Source organism: Pseudomonas sp. TE3786, assembly GCF_054057335.1.
Genome location: NZ_JBSRZF010000005.1, coordinates 113,875 through 132,139, shown reverse-complemented (window position 1 = coordinate 132,139; position 18,265 = coordinate 113,875). Strand labels below are relative to the sequence as shown.

Genomic DNA, 18,265 nt, shown 5'->3' with positions numbered 1-18,265 from the left:
TCAGCGGCAGGCCTTGAGATCCACCTTGCCGACATAGGGATTGCCGCGCCCCATCACGCACGCCACTTTCTGATTGCGCGCCAGCTCCCAGGGCTTCACCGGGTACTGCTTGTTCCATGCCGCGTACATCTGCTGGTCCTGCTTGGACAAACGCAGGCCATAACGCTCACTCATATAGAAATAGGTACGCGCCACCATGCCGCGCACCTGCGGGCGCGGCATGGCTTTTTTCGCCTTGAAATCCACCACCATCGGGCAGGCGCCGTACTGCGTGGGTTTTTGCGGCAACCAGCCATAGCCGAAGTTACTGCGGTCGCCATTGACCTCGCCCACGCTGGGTACCAGGTTGTGCAAATCGGCTTCGGCCAGGCGATAGGCCTGATCGGAGCGGGCGCAATTGGAGCGCCCACCCTTCTGCCAACACTGCCGCTGATGGCCAATCACCCAGGCCGGCACAATGTGCTCCCACTCGATACGCGACGCACGCTGGGCATTTTTGCGCGGCACATAACCGCAGCTTTGCAAATCCACCTTGTTACCGGTGAAACGGCAGCCGCAATAAAACTCCACCGGGTTGGCGGCATACAGCTTCCAACCGGCCTTCTTGGCTTCGGCAAAGGTGCGGGGGGCGGCGGCGTGGGCAGTGGTGGTGAAGGTGGTGGCGAACAACAGGCACAGCAGAAACAAACAACGCGACATCGGGGCGTGTCCTTGGCAGCGAGAAAGACCACAAAACCTGTATGTGCATACAGGCATTTCGTAATCTTCCTACAAACCTGTAGGACTATTCAATGGTGGCGAATTAGCTACCAGCGGCAGCTCACCGGTGCCGCCTGTGCACACCCCGCATCAGCCCGATTCCCACACTTTCGCCCAACGCATCTTGCAGCCAAGGCTTCATTAGCGCCGTAGCGTTCTCGGCACAGCCCATTTTGGAGGCTGCCCAAATGACCAAACTGGCTCACGCCGGAGAGCACCGCATGGATAGCAAGACACAGAAACTCCTAAAAGAGTTTGGCAGCGACGTGAGGGAGCAGATTGCTCGGCTTTATACGATCAGCATCATCCAAACCAGCGCCTTACTTGACTTGGCCACGGCTGTAAAAAATGAGAAAAACGTCTCCCGGGATACCCAGGTAGCGGCAGAAAAGGCTCTGAAAACCATCGATGAATTGATCAGCAGCTTTGACCAGGCTGTGGCTGAAATCGACAACATTGCCTTCGATCCCACGAACCACTTAGGAGGCGCTGATGAGTAACGTAAGCACCAGGGTCCAAGTGGCTTTAACCAAACTCAGGTACCAGCAAGAAAAAAATCATGACGATGACAGCAACGTTGACGGCCACCATACTGGCCGGAGCAATGAACCAGCTGGGGATACGGACGTGGAAGCGCGTACAGCAAAACTCGAATCCCATTTCGAATATATCCGCCGCGATCTCGATAGCGTCGTCACAGACGTAAGAGAAAGCAGAAAGGAAATGCGCGACGAATTCAAAGCGGTCAGGAATGACATGCAGGGCGAATTCAAAGCGGTCAGAACCGAAATGCATGAGGGGTTCAAAGCCGTCAGAACCGAGATGCACGAGGAGTTCAAAGCCGTCAGAACCGAAATGCACGAGGGGCTCGAATCGGTCAGAACCGAGATGCACGGCGAGTTCAAAGCCGTCAGAGCCGAGATGCGCGGCGGCTTCGAAACGGCAAAAACCGAAGTACAAAGCGAGTTCAAAGCCGTCAGAACCGAGATGCGCGACGGCTTCGAAGCGGCCAAAACCGAAGTGCAAAGCGAGTTCAAAGCCGTCAGAACCGAGATGCGCGACGGCTTCGAAGCGGCCAAAACCGAAGTGCACGGCGAGTTCAAAGCCGTCAGAAGTGAAATCCAAAGTGAGGCAAAATCCGTCAGAACCGAAATGCGCGAAGATTTCCGCATTCTGTTCGGGGCCCTTATAGCGGTTGCACTGGGTATGGCCGGGCTGATGGCCAAAGGCTTTGGCTGGCTGTAAGCCCTCCTCGCCCGCAGCGGCGGCAAGTAGGTCGCGCGCCCTTTTCGAACACCCCCCCACCAAACAATGCAATCTATGCAGCAGCGGCTTCAGCCGCGCTGCTTTTTAGCGATACTGGCGAGCACTAAACCCTGTGGAGGTAACGGCGTGGAACCGCCCGAAAAAAAACTCGAAACTCAATTCGAAAACATCCGCCGCAATCTCGATGAAATCGCCAATGATGTCAGCGAAATCAACCAGCAAAACCGCCGCATTGCCCGCATCCTGACTGGCGCACTACTGGTGGTCGTGGCGCTGGTGTTTGTGGGTTTGATAGCCAATGGCCTGGGGTGGCTGTAAGTCCAAATTGCCGCATTACCGACGTTGAAAACCCAAAAAATCGGGGCTGAAGGCTATTCCACACGGGCATGCGTGGTCGTGCTGGGAAAGGCTTTGGCCTCGATTGTTTTCACCACCGATCACTTTGCCGAACCATAGCCACCCGGCTAGGATGCTTGTGCCGTAGGAAACGTCGCAACGCTTGCGTTGCGGGTTGTGGGCCTGTCGAGCGCGCTTCTATAGTCCAGCCGTCGCTGAATAACTCAGCGATACGGGTTTAGCAGCTCGGGTTAAGTAGTACGCTCGCAAGTCCTCCAATCGAATCAACAAACATGCTTTGTGTTTGTTGTCTCCTCTTATGGCGGTCGTGCGTGGGGCACCTTCGGGTGCGCCGGGTGACTACTAACCGGTCTGCTAACCCGCGTACGGCTGCCACCCTCTTCGTTAGCAGCGACTGGTGACAGCTCCCAAACCTAGTAGTGGAGTTACACCTATGAAATACGTACACCCCGTATTAATCCCCTCCCCACCCTTCCCCCACCTGCCTGTGGAGGTGCGCCATGGTTAAAACCGTCCGCGTTCCCTACCACCTGTGCGGCGATGCGCGCCAATCGCTGTTTGCGGTACAGCCCGGCATTCCCGTGGCCGATGCCCTGGACAGCGCCCATAGCCTGCTGGATGTTGCCGAATCCCTGAGCCTGGAAAAAGACGGCAGCAAAGGCCCGCGCCAAGCGCAGCTCAACCACGCCTGCCACTTTCTGATCAGCGCCGCCAAGGCCACCTTGCAAGCGTGCGTCGAAGCCGAAAGCGAAAGCGCCGAAGAGCACGCCGCGTAAACGCAACGAGGCCGCTCTTAGCGCCTAAGAGCGGCCTCAGCATTAACAACAAACCTACTGTGGCGCTTTAGCCGTGCGCAGATACGGCAACTTGATATCCAACGCCCCATACTTCTCGCGCGCCTGCTCATCATTAAGCGCCAGGGCGACAATCACATCCTGCCCCACCGCCCAGTTCGCCGGCGTCGCCAACGGCACGTTATAGGTCAACTGCAAGGCATCCAGCGCCCGCAACACTTCTGCAAAATTGCGCCCCACCGACATCGGGTAGGTCATCGACAGCTTGAGCTTTTTGTCCGGCCCGATGATGAACACCGAACGCACCGTAGCCGTATCGGCCGGGGTGCGGCCATCCGGCAGATAGGCCTCGGCCGGCAGCATATCGAAGGTCTTGGACACCACCAGGCCTTCATCGGCAATGATCGGGAACGATGCCTGCGCGCCACACACCTTCTCGATATCGCCCTTCCACTTCTGATGCGACTCGGCGCCGTCCACGGAAACGCCAATCACCTTGGTGCCCCGCTTGGCCCACTCCGCCGCCAACTGCGCGACCGCACCGAACTCGGTGGTGCACACCGGGGTGAAGTCTTTGGGATGGGAAAACAGAATGGTCCAGCTGGAACCGATAAAGTCATGAAAGGTGATCGGGCCCTGGTCGGTGTCGGCACTGAAGTCCGGGACCAGGTCGTTGATGCGTAAGGCCATGGGGAAGTCCTCCGTGATGGGTGAGCAGAACGAACAAGCGTAGCCGGGATTGGCCCACCACCTGGCGTGCCGACCAGCGCAGAAATTTATCGGCGTGTTGCCGGTCCGTCACAGTCGAGCATTTACCACATCATTGAAAAAGGCATGTTCAGGGTGCCGGCGGTAGCGGCGAACGCCATGGCAGAGGCGATTGCCCGCTGGGCGCGGAGGGAAAACTCAGTAACTGCCGAAAGGTAACAACAGACGCCGAAACACCCGGGCCACACGGTTAGGTGCTTTCGGTGCCGTGACCTTGCGATAAACCTTCAGCACTTCGTCAGCGGCGCGCTGCGTGTCTTGCAGGCTGCGCTTGGACTTGGTCATTTCCCGAATGACCGCCAGGGCAACTTGCTTTTCGTTTTCAGGGAGATCGTTCATTCGACGGTACCTTGCCCTGTCGGGTAGCAGTTCAAAAGCGGGAGCGGTCAGCATCACTGCTTGCGCAAGAGTAGATGGCACGACGGGCAAAGACAGCTTGCGCGGGTTGTTTTTTGCAGTCACTGAAATGCGTCAGCGCGCAGCAGTTAGCGTAACTAACTTCAATCTGCCCGTTTTCTCGCACCCTCGATGGAATACGGCGGTGGTCTATGCTGCTGAATGCCCACATTCACGTGATTAAAGGACTAACACAATGAAAGACAGCATTATCAAACTCAACGACACCCTGGCTCGTTTGGCTGTAATCCTACTAGTACTTTTTGGCCTTGCAGGTGGTGCAAGCCAGGGAACCGGTTGGATGGTCGTTGGCGGTTTAATCGGTTTCGTTATTGGTGCCCTTATGTCTGGTGTGTGGTTCGTTCTCAGCGGAATCTACGAACAAACAGCTGAGACAAACCGACACCTCAAAGAACTCCTAAGCAGTACCAACAACGTTCACGCTGAGCTTGAAACAATCAAAAAACTGACCGCCAGACCATCGTCTGATTAGTCCTCCCGCGTGCAACTTCCCCCTCGCAAGAAGATCGCTCAACCCCAACTGGCTTGACCCCAGTGAAAGTGCTCGCCTGAAAAAACGCACATAAGCGTAACTCGGGCACTAAAAGGCGTTTCGGCACTGGCTCAGAAAGGGGTGGGGTAGATTTTTCTCGACTCGAGAAACGCAGGCTACTGCCTAGTACAAGCCTAGTGGCCGGAAACGGATTCGAAAAATGGGGACTCTAGAAGGAGGCAACCCCCACCAGCCACACCCCGGCACACAATGTTCCCGCTGTGGCTGCTTCCTTCCGGACCTGACCAGGTTAACGGGTAATCGTTGCGGGGGGACCGATGGGGGTCACCATAACGCGCGCCTTCAAGGCTGAAGGCCGCGCCATTGTACCGGCTTGTCGATAACTTACAACCGCCTCGTGCGGTTTAAAAAAGCATCCGCTACAAGCACTTATGTTGCACGCCCTTACAACCCGCAGCCTGGGTATTTGTGCCCGGCGGTGGCGTTTGGCAGGCCGAGGAAGTCGAGGATATGCGGGGTGGCACCGTCGATTTGCAGCAGCGGCGTGGCGCTCAGGTCGCCGACGCAGTAGGCGACTTTGCCGGGGTTCTGGTAGCTGTTGTTGAGGATCAGGATGGTGTCGCGCTCCGCTGCACTCTGCCCGCCGTGGCTGCTGTTGAGGCCGCCGTGGTCGGAGGCGACGACGATCAGCCATTCTTCGTTGGCGTAGCCAGGGCGGGCGGCCAGGGTGTCGAGCACTTGCTGGATCTGTGCGTCTTCGCCGCGAATCTTGCTTTGGTAGTTGGCGTTCAGGGGCGCGTAGCTGGCGGCGTGGATATCGACGTTGTGCAGGTAGTAGAAGATCGCGGTGGGCGGGTTCTTCCAGCCGAGCCAGCCTTTGACGGTGTCGGTGGCCTGTTGTGAGTTTTTCGCGCTGTTGGCGACGACGAAGTCGGCACCCACGGGTTTGAGGTTGTGGGTGATGTTGAACCAGTCGCCGACTACGCCCACGGTGGCGGTGGGGTAGCTCTGTTTGAGCAGGTCGAAGACGTGCGGTTTGAGCATCGGCAGGTTTTCGGCGTTGCTGGTCACGCCGTGGGCGTCGGCCCAGAAGCCGGTGAAGTTGGTGGCCCAGCCGGGACCGCTCACGGTGTCTTGCGGGCCGCCGGCCAGCACGTTGCGGTGAAACGCGCCGCCGTTGGCCAGGGCGCTCAGGGCCGGGGTGACGGCGCAGCCTTCGCAGAACAGGGCATCGCCGCGCAGGCCGTCGATGCCAATAAACAGCACGTGTTTATTGCCAGGCACGGGGCTGGCGACCCCTTCGCCATCGACTACGAAATAGTGGTCGTAGGGGTTGCCGCTGTAGTTGGTTTTCAGCCCGCCGACGTCGCTGGCGCGCTTGTCGCTGAGATCGCAGGCGCTGCTGGTTTTGTTGTAGTCGAAGGATTTGCACCAGGTGCTGCGGCTGGCGTCTGTGCAGGCGCTGGCGCAGTCCTTGGGGGTGACGTTTTTCAGGTTTTCCACGTTGTAGCCGGAGATGGCGGCGTTCGGTACGCGGGCGAAGGCTTTCAGTGGGTCGGGCTTGAGCGAGTAGTGGTCGTAGGGGTTGCCGCTGTAGTCGGTTTTCAGCCCGCCGACGTCTTCGGCGCGTTTGTCGCTGAGGTCGCAGGCGCTGGTGGTTTTATTGAAGTCGAAGGACACGCACCAGCCCGAGCGGTCGCTGCCTTGGCAGGCCTCGGCGCATTGCGCGGGGGTGACGGCGGTGAGGTTCTCGCGGTTGTAGCCGGAGATGGCGGCGTTGGGGGTCTGGGTGAAGTCGGCAAGGCCGCTGGCTTGGGCAAACAGGGGGAAGCAGGCGACTAATGAGAGGCTCAGGAAGATCGGTTTCATGGCAATTCCAAGGCGATGAAGGAGCTCGCACGGTAGAAAAGCCAGATGACCGCGGGGCTATCAAATCAATATGGAAATTGCGGGGTAAGTATTGAAGGCGGCTATGGGCGCGGGGTATTGGCGTTTTCAGGCCCTGCCAATCGCGGCTGAAGCCGCTCCTACGGATCGCACAATTTGTAGGAGCGGCTTTAGCCGCGATGCTGTTAAACGCGGAAGCTGCCCACCAGCTTGGCCAACCCGGAAGACAGTTCGGAAAGCCGCTGACTGGCCTCGGTGCTTTTCTCTGAGGTGGCCGCCGCTTCGTTGGAGAGGTCGCGGATATCGCTGATGTTGCGGGCGATCTCTTCGGTGACGCTGCTTTGTTCTTCGCAGGCGGTGGCGATCTGTGCGGCCATGTCGTTGATGCGGCCAACCGAGTTGCTCGATTCGGACAGAATCTGGTCCACGCCAGCGGCGCGGTCGACGCTGTCGCGGGCTTTGACGCTGCCCGAATCCATGGCTTTTACCGCGTTCTGCACGCCCACTTGCAGGCGCTCGATCATGTTCTGGATATCTTTGGTGGAGTCCTGGGTACGAGCGGCCAGGGCGCGTACTTCGTCGGCCACCACGGCAAAACCGCGGCCCTGCTCCCCTGCCCGCGCGGCCTCGATGGCGGCGTTAAGGGCCAGCAAGTTGGTCTGTTCGGCAATGCCTTTGATCACCGCCAGCACGGCACCGATATTGGCGGTTTCCTGTTCCAGGGTCTGAATGGTGCCGGAGGCGCTTTCCACTTCATGGGCCAGTTGGCGCATGGCGGTGATGGTGGCACCGACCACCTGGGCACCTTCGCGCGATTGCACCTCGGCGCTGCGGGCCGCATCGGCGGCGTTCTGCGCGTTGCGCGCCACTTCGTTGACTGCGGCGCTCATTTCCGTGGCGGCGGTGCTCACTTGGTCAACGGCGGCATGTTCGCTGCTGATCAGACGGTCGTTGGCGGCAGCCATGCCAGCCAGGTTCTGCGCCGAGGCGGCGACTTCGCCGGTCACCCGGCCGACTTCTTTGATCAGCGGTTGCAGCTTGTCGAGGAAACGGTTGAAGGCGGCGCTGAGCTTGCCCAGTTCATCGCGCGACAGTACATCCAGGCGTACCCGCAAATCGCCGTCGCCATCGGCGATCTGTTCGATGCGGTGCAGCAGGTTTTCCAGGGGGCGGGTCACCAGAATCGGGAAGCCAACCACCAGAATCAGGCAGACCAGCAGGCCGAAGGCGACGATAGCGCCCTGTTGCCAGCTGAGTTCTGCGCCTTGGGCGATGGCGGACTTGCCTTCGTCGTGGGCGGCGTTGTCTTCCAGCTCACCGAGTTTGTCGATGGCATCGCGCATGCTCTCGAACTGCTTTTCGCTGTCGCCGAAACTCAGCACGCTGGCGGCGTCGGGGTCGCTGCTGGTGAGTTGTACCACCTTGAGCGTGGTGGCTTTCCAGATGGCGTAGCCTTGGTCGAACTGGGTCACCAGGGCTTTGGCTTCGGTGCCGGGGTCCATGGCGGCGTATTTGTGCACGCGGTCGTAGGCTTGCTGCAGGTTCTCGGTGTGCGAGCTTTTCAGGCCGTCCATATGCGAGCTGGCACCTTCGTCCAGCATGCTGCGTTCGGCAACGAATGCCTGGTACAGGTCGCGGTCGGCGTTCAGCAGCAGGCTGATGGCGGGCAGGTAGCGGTTGGTCAGTTTGCTACTGGAGTCGGCCACCTGGGTGATGCCACGCACCCCCAGTACCCCCATCAGTACTAACAACACCGCCAGGACCAGAATTGGCAAGGCGATTTTCCAGCGAAAACCCAAGTCGGCGAACAGACGCAGCATGATGACTCTCCCAACGACAGGACAACTAGATGCAAGCGTAGCCGCTTGCTGCGGTTTTATCGGGCGCGGTGCAGGCAAAGTGAGATCAGTGCTGCGCGCCCCGCTTGTCTGTCTATCGGCCGCTGCTGGTCGGTGCTTGAAGGGGGGAGGAAAATTGCCCGCCAAGCCTGATTGGCCATGGCTTTTGTGCTAGCGTGCCGGCTTTCGCGCAACACCCTTCAAGAATCCGTTTAAGGAAGCACCCGCATGGCCATGAGCAAAGACCAACTGATCAGCGATATCGCCGAAGCCACCGACGCGTCGAAAGCGACCGTGAAAGCGGTACTGGAACAGCTGAGCGAGATCGTCAGCGATGCGCTGGAGAACTACGACGAAATCACCCTGCCGGGCATCGGCAAACTGAAAGTGGCCGACCGCCCGGCCCGCACCGGCCGTAATCCGCAGACTGGCAAGGCGATCGAGATTGCGGCGAAGAAAGTGGTCAAGTACGTGCCGGCCAAGGCGTTGAGCGACGCGATTAATTGATTCAACGCGACGCCGTTTAAAGATCCAAAGCATCGCGGCTAAAGCCCCTCCCACAGACGACCGAGCTCTTCTGTGGGAGGGGCTTCAGCCGCGATCCCTGCAAACCTCGGTTGGCAGAGTTATACCTCGATCCCGTACCCGCCCAACGCCTGCAAAAACTCGGCCTCGTCGAGCACCTTCACCCCCAGCTCACCAGCCTTGGCCAATTTCGAGCCCGCCCCCGGCCCGGCCACCACGCAGGTGGTTTTCGCCGAAACAGAACCCGCCACTTTCGCGCCCAGGCTTTCGAGTTTTTCCTTGGCGATATCGCGACTCATGATTTCCAGGCTGCCGGTCAGTACCCAGGTTTGGCCTGCCAGCGGTAAACCTTCCACCACGCGTTTTTCGCTTTCCCAGTGCATGCCGAAGTCGCGCAGTTGCGCTTCGATTTTCAGGGCGCGCTCACGGTTCTCGGGCACGGCGAAAAAGTCGCGCACGGCATTGGCGGGTTTCTCGCTGAGGGTTTGGCGCAGGTCCAGCCAGTCGGCGGCCAGCACTTTTTCCAGCGACTCATCGAACTTGGCCGCCAGGGTTTTCGCTCCGGTTGGGCCAACGGATGAGATATGCAGTTTGTCGAGCAAACCGGCCAGGGTGGTGCTGGCGGCGTACTCGGCCCCCAGTTCGCCCTGGCCCTGGATATCCAGCACCTGCTCAAGCTGTTCGATCACACTCTGGTTATGGCTGTCGCTAAAGAACTCGTGAATTTCATACGCCACTTCCAGGCCCACGTCCGGCAGGTAGGTGAGCACTTCCGGCAGCGCCTGTTTGATCCGCTGCAAGGAGGCCAGCGAACGCGCCAGCACCTTGGCCGTTTCTTCGCCGACGTCGGGAATGCCCAGGGCGTAGATAAAGCGCGCCAACTCGGGTTTACGGCTGTTGTCGATGGCTGCCAGCAGGTTCTTGCTCGACAGTTCGGCAAAGCCTTCCAGTTCGACGATCTGCTCGAAGGTCAGTTTGTACAGGTCGGCCGGCGAGCGGATCAGGCCTTCGTCCACCAATTGTTCGACGCTCTTGTCGCCCAGCCCTTCGATATCCATGGCGCGCCGCGAGACGAAGTGAATGATCGCCTGCTTGAGCTGCGCGCCACAGGCCAGGCGGCCGACGCAGCGGTATACCGCACCTTCGCTGACGGTTTCACGGCCCTTGCTGCGTTTCACCAGTTGCGTACGCTCCACGTGCGAACCGCACACCGGGCAGTTTTCCGGTACATGCACGGGCTGGGCGTCGGCGGGACGGCGCTCGAGCACCACTTGCACCACCTGCGGAATCACATCGCCGGCGCGGCGGATGATCACGGTATCGCCGACCATCAGGCCCAGGCGCGTCACTTCGTCCATGTTGTGCAGGGTGGCGTTGGCCACCATCACGCCGGCCACTTTCACCGGGCGCAAGCGCGCCACCGGGGTCACGGCACCGGTACGACCCACTTGAAACTCCACCGCTAGCAGCTCGGTGAGTTCTTCGCTGGCGGGGAATTTATGGGCGATGGCCCAGCGTGGTTCGCGGGCACGGAAGCCCAGTTCACGCTGCCAGGCCAGGTTATTGACCTTGAACACCACGCCATCGATTTCGTAGGGCAGCGCATCGCGGCGCGCGCCGATATCGCGGTAGTAGTCCAGGCACTCCTCAGCGCCCTTGGCCAGTTTCAGCTCGCGGCTGATGGGCATGCCCCAGGCCTTGAGGGCGTTGAGGATGCCGATCTGGCTATCCGGTAGTTCGCCCTGCACCTGGCCGATGCCGTAGCAGCAGAACTCCAGTGGGCGTTTGGCGGTGATGCTCGAGTCGAGCTGGCGCAGGCTGCCGGCGGCGGCGTTGCGCGGGTTGGCGAAGGTCTTGCCGCCCTGCTCCAGTTGGCTGGCGTTCAGGCGTTCGAAACCGGCGCGGGACATAAACACTTCGCCGCGCACTTCCAGCACTGCCGGCCAGCCGCTGCCCTGCAGTTTCAGGGGGATATTGCGCACGGTGCGCACGTTGACGCTGATGTCTTCACCGGTGCTGCCATCACCGCGGGTGGCACCGCGCACCAGTTGCCCGTCGCGGTACAGCAGGCTGACGGCCAGGCCATCGAGCTTGGGTTCGCAGCTGTATTCGACGTTGGCGCCGCCGCCGAACAGATCGCCGGCCGGCAACTCATCGGCCAGGCCTTCGCGTACGCGGCGGTCGAAGTCGCGCAGATCGTCTTCGGCGAAGGCGTTACCCAGGCTGAGCATCGGCACTTCATGTTTCACCTCGCCAAAGGCCGACAGCGCCAGGCTGCCGACGCGCTGGGTGGGGGAATCAGGGGTGACCAGTTGCGGGTGCTCGGCTTCCAGCGCCTTGAGCTCATGGAACAGGCGGTCATACTCGGCGTCCGGAATGCTTGGCTCGTCCAGCACGTGGTAGCGGTAGTTGTGCTGGTCCAGCTCACTGCGCAATTGGCTGATTCGGGTGGCGGCGGTTTGGGCGTCGGTCATACGGGCGGCTCTCATTTAGCAGGCGACGAGTCCCCTGCCGGCAAAACGAAAAAGAGCAGCCGAAGCTGCTCGATTAAAACGGATTTGTAGCGCGCTGAAGGATCAGCGCTTGTTGGTCAGCGCCTTGCGTTCGAATTCGACGATGCGCTGGCGGTAGTGTTCGATGGTTTGCGCGGTCATTACGCTGCGCTGGTCATCTTTCAGCTCACCGCTCAATTCGTGGGCCAGTTTGCGCGCGGCAGCCACCATCACGTCGAAGGCTTGTTTCGGGTGACGCGGGCCAGGCAAGCCGAGGAAGAAGCTCACGGCACGGGTGCTGAAGTGGTCGATGTCGTCCAGGTCGAAAGTGCCGGGTTTAACCCCGTTGGCCATGGAGAACAATACTTCGCCATTGCCGGCCATGCTTTCGTGGCGGTGGAAAATATCCATTTCGCCAAAGCGCAGGCCGCTTTCCAGAATGTTCTGCAACAGCGCCGGGCCATTGAAGCCTTCGCCCTCTTTGGCCACCACGTTGATCACCAGCACTTCTTCCACCGGGGGCAGATCGCGGCTGTCTTGCGGTACGGCGGGATTGCGTTTTTTCGGTTCATCGTCAACCGGGTTGAGCAGGGTTGGCACCGGCTCGTCGAGGCCCAGGTTGAGGTCGCCCTGGCTCGGTTCCACCACTTTGCCGCGACGACGATTGAGTTCGCGCGGGCTCATCGCCGGCAGGTCTTCTTCTTCGATCTTGGGTTCGGCGTGACGCTCAAGCACACGCGGCGGGCCCAGCAGTTCCGGGGCACCGTCGTCGGGAAGGTTGGAGAAACTCCGATCCAGTTTGAACTTCAACTTGCCTTTACCACCGCGCATCCGCCGCCAGCCATCGAAAAGAATGCCAGCGATAACAATGATGCCGATGACGATCAGCCACTCACGCAGACCGATTTCCATGTAATTCTGTAGCCCCTGAAAAAATAATAATAAAGAAGGGCATCCGCCCTGTGACTCAACGCTACTACCCAACAAAAATGTTCGTCAGCAACTTTCTACGGCGTGTATCAACTCCATGTTCTGACTGACATTTCCCGAATACAAAAAAGAGTGGGCAATAAGCTAGCACGACGAAAGGCAACTTTACACCGCTGCACGCGTTATGCCTCCACCAAAGCCAAGGCTTCTTCAACATCTACTGCGACAAGCCGTGAGCAGCCAGGTTCATGCATTGTTACGCCCATCAACTGATCGGCCATTTCCATGGCGATCTTGTTGTGGGTGATATAGATGAACTGCACGGTCTGCGACATCTCTTTGACCAGGCGCGCGTAACGGCCGACGTTGGCGTCGTCCAGTGGCGCATCCACCTCGTCGAGCATGCAGAACGGTGCCGGATTGAGTTTGAAAATGGCAAATACAAGGGCCAGTGCCGTCAGGGCCTTTTCACCGCCGGAGAGCAGGTGAATGGTGCTGTTCTTCTTGCCTGGCGGGCGCGCCATGATGGTTACGCCGGTATCCAGCAGGTCTTCTCCGGTCAGTTCCAGGTAGGCGTTGCCGCCGCCGAAGACTTTCGGGAATAGCGCCTGCAGGCCACCGTTGATTTGATCGAAGGTCTCCTTGAAGCGGTTGCGGGTTTCCTTGTCGATCTTGCGGATCACGTTTTCCAGGGTGTCGAGGGCTTCCACCAGGTCGGCGTCCTGGGCATCCAGATAACGTTTGCGTTCGCCCTGCTGTTGGTACTCGTCGATGGCCGCCAGGTTGATCGGCCCCAGGCGCTGGATACGCGCCGCCAGGCGCTCCAGCTCTTCTTCCCAGGACTTTTCGTTGGCTTCGCTGGGCAAGGTGCCGAGCACGCCGTGCAGGTCGTAGTTATCTTCCATCAGTTGGTCGTGAATGGCTTTGCGCCGCACATTGAGCGACTGCCACTCCATGCGCTGCTGTTCGAGTTGGGTACGCAGCAGCTGTGATTGCTGCTCGGCCGAGCTGCGGCGCTTTTCCGCGTCGCGCAGTTGTCGGTCGGCATCTTCCAGGGCCAGACGCGCCAGTTTGAGTTCGTCTTCCACGCCCATGCGTTTGTCGAGCAGCTCTTCCAGCTTCATGCGCAGCTCTTCCAGCGGCGCCGCCCCTTCGTCGAGGTTGAGGTTCAGTTGCTCGCGTTTCTCGTGCAGACGTTCGGCTTGCAGTTCCAGCCGCTCCAGGGCCTGGCGCGTGGAGTCGTGCTGAGCCTTGAGCGAACCCAGACGCACCGCCAGTTGGTGGGCGTGATCTTTGTGCTGGCGGGCTTCCTGACGCACCCGGTCGAGGCGTTCGCGCAGGGCATCGCGCTGGGCCATCAGCAGTTCGCGCTGCTCGGTGTCGATGGCCATGCTGTCGAGGGCGTCTTGCAGTTGCAGGCGCGCTTCGCCCAGTTGTTCGCTTTCGATGGCGCGCTGTTCGCCCAGCTCGCTGAGTTCTTCATCGAGACGGCGGCGACGCAGGGTCAGTTGTTCGACCTTGGCCTGGCCAGCGGAGAGTTGCGCCTTCAGCTCGCCCTGGCGGCGCGCTTCGCCTTGCAGACGGCGGCGCTGCTGCTCGCGGGCTTCTTCCTGTTGCTGCTGGGTTTCGCGCAGCGCTTGCAGGCGCTCGTCGAGGCTGGCCAGGCTGGCTTCGCGCTCGTCACGTTCGAGGCCCAGGCGTTCGATTTCCTGGCCGCGGGCCAGCACGCCGCTTTCGGCTTCGCTGGCGCGGCGCACCCGCAGAAAGTGCCGACCCACCCAGTAGCCGTCGCGGCTGATCAGGCTTTCGCCGTCGCCCAGCTGGCCGCGCAGGGCCAAGGCGTCGTCGAGACTTGCTACCGGTTTGACCTTGGCCAGCCAGGGTGCCAGGTCGACGCTGGCTTCGACTTTGTCCAGCAGGCTGCCAGCCACCCGCGCGCCGCCTTTGGCCGGGCTGAGCAGGCGCAGGTCGCCTTGCTCGAAACCGGCCAGATCGAGGCTGGACAGCTGCTGCGGGTCATCCAGCAGCACCGCTTGCAGGTCGGCACCCAGTACGGTTTCTACCGCCAGTTCCCAGCCCGCTTCCACCCGCAGGCCTTCGGCCAGGCGTGGGCGTTGATTCAGGTGTTGCTCGCGCAGCCAGTCGGCGGTGCCTTTGCCCGGGTCCAGCGCGGCTTGTTGCAGCGCCTCCAGGGAGGCCAGGCGGCCATTCAAGCGCTGCAGCTCACCTTGCGCCTGCTGCTGGGCCTGGCCGGCTTGCAGCAGTTCGCCGCGCAGTTGTTCCAGGCGTTCCACCAGCGCTTGCTCGGCGCTATGCAGTTCTTCCAGGGTCAGCTCGCTGCTGGCCACCTGCTCGCTGAGTTCGAGAATGGCGGCGTCTTCCGGGTCGGCAGACAGCAGCACCAGCTCGTCATTCAGGCGGCGTTGACGCTCGGCCAGACGTTCCAGGCTCTGTTCCAGCTGCTGGATGCGTGACTGCTGCACTTCGGCCTGGCGGCGCGGTTCGGCGGAACGCTGGTTGAAGTCGTCCCACTGGCCCTGCCAGCCCTGCATGGCGCTGTCGGATTCCTCCAACGCCGCGGCGGCTTCTTCGGCGGCAGCGTTGGTGACCTCCTGTTCGGGTTCGAGCGCCGCCAACTCCTCACCCAGGGTGGCGAGCAAGGTGCGGTCGTGGCCCAGGTGCGATTCGGTTTCCAGACGCGCGCGTTCGGCTTCGTTGAGGTCGTCCTGCAGCTGGCGCAAGCGTTGCTGGCCATGCTGGATGCTCTGCTCGACGCGGGCGATATCGCCGCCCACCGAGTAGAAGCGGCCTTGCACCTGGTTGAAGCGCTCGGACAGTTCGTGGTGTCCGTCGCGAAAGCGCTCGATGCTGGCGTCGGCGTTGCGCTGCTCGGCCACCAGGGCTTCGAAGCCGATTTCCTGGTTGCCGATAATGGCTTCGCGCTGGCCCACCTGTTCGTTCAGCGCCTGCCATTTGAGGGCCGACAACTGCGCCTTGAGCTGGCGCTCTTCGGCTTTGTATTCCTGGTACTTCTCGGCGGACTGCGCCTGGCGGTGCAGGCGGTCGAGCTGGCGTTCCAGCTCTTCACGCAGGTCGGTCAGGCGCGCGAGGTTTTCGTGGGTGCGGCGAATGCGGTTTTCGGTTTCGCGGCGGCGTTCCTTGTACTTGGAAATACCCGCAGCTTCTTCGATGAAATTGCGCAGATCCTCTGGCTTGGCTTCGATCAGCTTGCTGATCATGCCCTGCTCGATAATCGAGTAGCTGCGCGGTCCCAGGCCCGTACCAAGGAAAATATCGGTGATATCGCGGCGACGGCATTTGGTGCCGTTGAGGAAGTAAGTGTTCTGGCTGTCGCGAGTCACCCGGCGGCGAATGGAGATCTCTGCGTAGCCGGCGTATTCGCCGACCAGGGTGCTGTCGCTGTTGTCGAAGATCAGTTCGATACTGGCCTGGGTCACCGGCTTGCGGGTGTTGGAGCCGTTGAAGATGACGTCGGTCATCGACTCGCCACGCAGGTTCTTCGCCGAGCTTTCGCCCATCACCCAGCGCACGGCATCGATGATGTTGGATTTGCCGCAGCCGTTGGGCCCGACCACCGCCGCCATATTGCTGGGGAAGTTCACGGTGGTGGGGTCGACGAAGGACTTGAACCCCGCCAGCTTGATGCACTTCAGCCGCATAGAACGCCTTCCTTAGCCACGGTGGGTTAGCGCTCGGCCATGGCGGCAAGCACCATCTGGCAATTGTGTTTGCTGTAGGCGCTGAGGGTTTCGCGCACTTGCGCCGGGTCGCGGGCAATCACTGCCTGCAACAGACCAGCGAAGGCGTTGAGAAACTGGCTCATCTCGGTTTTGCGTTTTTCCAGGGCCAGGTGATAGGTGCGGCTCATCGCCGGCAACAGGTTTTCCAGGGTTTCCTGCAAATACGGGTTGTTGGCGAACGGGAACGCGGCCCGCATCACATCGAAGCTGCTCTGCACAAAGCTGTCGATATCGCCCTGGGCGGCGTTGTCGCTGAGGCGCTGCTGAATCAACACGAAGGGCTGCAGGTCGTCGCTGGTTTTCCAGCGTTCGGCCACGGCGTAGCCGAGCAGGATGTACAGCTCGATTACCAGGGCATACAGGCTTTTGACGTTGTGCGGCGTGAGCTCGGAAACATGAGCGCCACGGCGCGGTAGGATGGTGATCAGGTGGCGACGCTCGAGAATCAACAAAGCTTCGCGCACCGAACCCCGGCTGACATTCAGCGCCAGGGTGACTTTCTGTTCTTGAATCCGCTCACGCTCTTTCAATTCCCCACGAATGATGCGCTCGGCCAGATGATGGGCGATCTGCTCAGCGAGACTGTCGGGTGCCTTGAACGTCATGGTTTTCCTTCGAAAATGGGTCTATCGAGCAGGCTCAATCGGGGTGCGAGTGTAACACAGCGTGTTACCTCTTTTAGCAGGGGCAACGGTTACAGCCAAGCGGCTTGCCGTCCAAAAGGTTGGTCGGGCAACGGCCTTTCGGCAAGGAGATTGTCCTACAATTTCAACGGTCGACTCCCCTTCAAAAACAATGGAGCTCACCATGTTTGCCTACCTGCCCTCCTCCTGGATGATCGCCCTGAAAAAAGCTGGTTACTGGATCTGGTTGATTCCGGTGCTGGGCGTGCCGATGAGTTTTTACTGGTCGGTCGGCAGCGCCCACGCCGATGCCTGGGCCTATCTGGTGGTCACCATTGTGTTCGGGGTGATCCCGATTCTGGATGCCATTGTCGGCCGCGACCCGGCCAACCCCGATGAGGCGACCGATGTGACGAAAATGGATCGCCAGGGTTACTACCGCCTGCTCAGCCTGGCCACGGTGCCGTTTTTGCTGGGTATGCTGGTCTGGGCCGGCTGGGCCTTTGTTCACTACGAGGCGTGGAGCTGGGTCGGACGCCTGGGCTGGATTCTTTCAGTCGGCACGGTGACTGGTGCCATCGGCATTACCGTGGCCCATGAGTTCATCCATAAAGACCCCCAGCTGGAACAGAATGCCGGCGGTCTGCTGCTGGCGGCCGTGTGCTATGCCGGCTTCAAGGTCGAGCATGTGCGCGGTCACCATGTGCATGTGTCCACCCCGGAAGATGCTTCCTCGTCGCGCTATGGGCAAAGCCTGTATGCCTTTCTGCCCCATGCCTATAAACACAACTTCCTGAATGCCTGGGCGCTGGAAAAAGAGCGCTTGCAACGCCGTGGTTTGCCGGCCCTGCATTGGCGCAATGAGTTGGTCTGGTGGTATGCAATCAGCGCTGGCTTCCTGCTCGGTTTCAGCCTGGCGTTCGGCTGGCTGGGCGCGCTGTTTTTCCTGGGCCAGTCGTTCGTGGCGCTGACCCTGCTGGAGATCGTCAATTACGTCGAACACTACGGCCTGCATCGGCGCAAGCAGGACAACGGCCGCTACGAACGCACCAACCCCAGCCATTCATGGAACAGCAATTTCCTGCTGACCAACCTGTTCCTGTTCCACCTGCAACGCCACTCCGACCACCACGCCTACGCGAAGCGCCGCTACCAGGTGCTGCGCCATTTCGACGACAGCCCGCAGTTGCCCAACGGCTATGCCGGGATGATTGTATTGGCGCTGTTTCCGCCACTATGGCGCAAGGTGATGGACCCGCGGGTGCGGGCGTATTACGCCGGGGAAGAGCATCAGTTGAGTGAATCGCAACTCGCCTGAGACCTTGGAATCACCACCGTCGTCCCAGCGCAGGCTG

Annotated in this window: 16 protein-coding genes, 1 other RNA gene and 1 pseudogene; 7 read left to right on the top strand and 11 right to left on the bottom strand. The window is 60.4% G+C overall.

Annotated features, from left to right (window positions below):
* Positions 1-699 carry an endonuclease gene (locus ACVW0Y_RS08060; RefSeq protein WP_457437394.1) on the bottom strand — a complete coding sequence of 233 codons (699 nt, stop codon included), beginning with the start codon at positions 697-699 and terminating at the stop codon, positions 1-3.
* A 248-nt stretch (positions 700-947) separates the two neighbouring features.
* Between ACVW0Y_RS08060 and ACVW0Y_RS08055 the strand changes: the two genes are divergently transcribed.
* The 4 genes from ACVW0Y_RS08055 to ACVW0Y_RS08040 all read left to right on the top strand — a co-directional run bounded on the left by ACVW0Y_RS08055 (position 948) and on the right by ACVW0Y_RS08040 (position 3,158).
* Complete coding sequence (locus ACVW0Y_RS08055; RefSeq protein WP_457437392.1) at positions 948-1,259, top strand: hypothetical protein; 312 nt, start codon at positions 948-950, stop codon at positions 1,257-1,259.
* Positions 1,252-2,004, top strand: coding sequence for a hypothetical protein (locus ACVW0Y_RS08050; protein WP_457437390.1), 753 nt, complete (start codon positions 1,252-1,254; stop codon positions 2,002-2,004). The genes ACVW0Y_RS08055 and ACVW0Y_RS08050 overlap by 8 nt, the downstream gene beginning before the upstream one ends.
* Before the next feature lie 147 nt (positions 2,005-2,151).
* Positions 2,152-2,343 (top strand): hypothetical protein, encoded by a 192-nt coding sequence (locus tag ACVW0Y_RS08045; RefSeq protein WP_457437388.1) that lies wholly within the window; start codon positions 2,152-2,154, stop codon positions 2,341-2,343.
* A gap of 539 nt (positions 2,344-2,882) precedes the next feature.
* The gene (locus ACVW0Y_RS08040; protein WP_457437386.1) at positions 2,883-3,158 is read left to right on the top strand and encodes a DUF3077 domain-containing protein; all 276 of its coding nucleotides are present in this window, start codon (positions 2,883-2,885) and stop codon (positions 3,156-3,158) included.
* Between the two features lie 54 nt (positions 3,159-3,212).
* On the opposite strand, the gene ACVW0Y_RS08035 is transcribed toward ACVW0Y_RS08040, so the two are convergent.
* Positions 3,213-3,866, bottom strand: a complete 654-nt coding sequence (locus ACVW0Y_RS08035; RefSeq protein WP_457437384.1) for a peroxiredoxin — start codon at positions 3,864-3,866, stop codon at positions 3,213-3,215.
* A gap of 216 nt (positions 3,867-4,082) precedes the next feature.
* Positions 4,083-4,283 carry a hypothetical protein gene (locus ACVW0Y_RS08030; RefSeq protein ID WP_457437382.1) on the bottom strand — a complete coding sequence of 67 codons (201 nt, stop codon included), beginning with the start codon at positions 4,281-4,283 and terminating at the stop codon, positions 4,083-4,085.
* A 253-nt stretch (positions 4,284-4,536) separates the two neighbouring features.
* On the opposite strand from ACVW0Y_RS08030, the gene ACVW0Y_RS08025 reads away from it, so the two are divergent.
* A complete protein-coding gene (locus ACVW0Y_RS08025; protein ID WP_457437380.1) occupies positions 4,537-4,833 on the top strand; it encodes a hypothetical protein in 297 nt (98 codons plus the stop codon).
* A gap of 244 nt (positions 4,834-5,077) precedes the next feature.
* On the opposite strand, the gene ffs is transcribed toward ACVW0Y_RS08025, so the two are convergent.
* From ffs to ACVW0Y_RS08005, 4 genes and pseudogenes are all read right to left on the bottom strand, one after another.
* An RNA gene (gene ffs / locus ACVW0Y_RS08020) (signal recognition particle sRNA small type) lies at positions 5,078-5,174 on the bottom strand.
* Positions 5,175-5,298: 124 nt separating this feature from the next.
* Complete coding sequence (locus ACVW0Y_RS08015; RefSeq protein WP_457437378.1) at positions 5,299-6,723, bottom strand: PAN domain-containing protein; 1,425 nt, start codon at positions 6,721-6,723, stop codon at positions 5,299-5,301.
* A gap of 203 nt (positions 6,724-6,926) precedes the next feature.
* The gene (locus ACVW0Y_RS08010; RefSeq protein WP_457437586.1) at positions 6,927-7,631 is read right to left on the bottom strand and encodes a methyl-accepting chemotaxis protein; all 705 of its coding nucleotides are present in this window, start codon (positions 7,629-7,631) and stop codon (positions 6,927-6,929) included.
* Between the two features lie 201 nt (positions 7,632-7,832).
* A pseudogene (locus ACVW0Y_RS08005) lies at positions 7,833-8,561 on the bottom strand (MCP four helix bundle domain-containing protein); the annotation flags it as partial.
* A 246-nt stretch (positions 8,562-8,807) separates the two neighbouring features.
* Here ACVW0Y_RS08005 and ACVW0Y_RS08000 point away from each other — a divergent pair.
* Positions 8,808-9,086 carry an HU family DNA-binding protein gene (locus ACVW0Y_RS08000; RefSeq protein WP_457437376.1) on the top strand — a complete coding sequence of 93 codons (279 nt, stop codon included), beginning with the start codon at positions 8,808-8,810 and terminating at the stop codon, positions 9,084-9,086.
* A 119-nt stretch (positions 9,087-9,205) separates the two neighbouring features.
* Here the strand turns inward: ACVW0Y_RS08000 and ligA are convergent, their stop codons facing one another.
* From ligA to ACVW0Y_RS07980, 4 genes are all read right to left on the bottom strand, one after another.
* A complete protein-coding gene (gene ligA / locus ACVW0Y_RS07995) occupies positions 9,206-11,578 on the bottom strand; it encodes an NAD-dependent DNA ligase LigA (protein ID WP_457437374.1) in 2,373 nt (790 codons plus the stop codon).
* Positions 11,579-11,680: 102 nt separating this feature from the next.
* Positions 11,681-12,508, bottom strand: a complete 828-nt coding sequence (zipA, locus tag ACVW0Y_RS07990; protein ID WP_457437372.1) for a cell division protein ZipA — start codon at positions 12,506-12,508, stop codon at positions 11,681-11,683.
* Positions 12,509-12,708: 200 nt separating this feature from the next.
* The gene (smc, locus tag ACVW0Y_RS07985; RefSeq protein ID WP_457437370.1) at positions 12,709-16,206 is read right to left on the bottom strand and encodes a chromosome segregation protein SMC; all 3,498 of its coding nucleotides are present in this window, start codon (positions 16,204-16,206) and stop codon (positions 12,709-12,711) included.
* A 26-nt stretch (positions 16,207-16,232) separates the two neighbouring features.
* Positions 16,233-16,892: a GntR family transcriptional regulator gene (locus tag ACVW0Y_RS07980; protein ID WP_457437368.1), complete on the bottom strand. Its 660-nt coding sequence runs from the start codon at positions 16,890-16,892 to the stop codon at positions 16,233-16,235.
* 202 nt (positions 16,893-17,094) lie between these two features.
* On the opposite strand from ACVW0Y_RS07980, the gene ACVW0Y_RS07975 reads away from it, so the two are divergent.
* On the top strand, positions 17,095-18,228 hold the full coding sequence (locus ACVW0Y_RS07975; RefSeq protein ID WP_457437366.1) for an alkane 1-monooxygenase: 1,134 nt from the start codon (positions 17,095-17,097) through the stop codon (positions 18,226-18,228).
* Positions 18,229-18,265 lie beyond the last annotated feature (37 nt).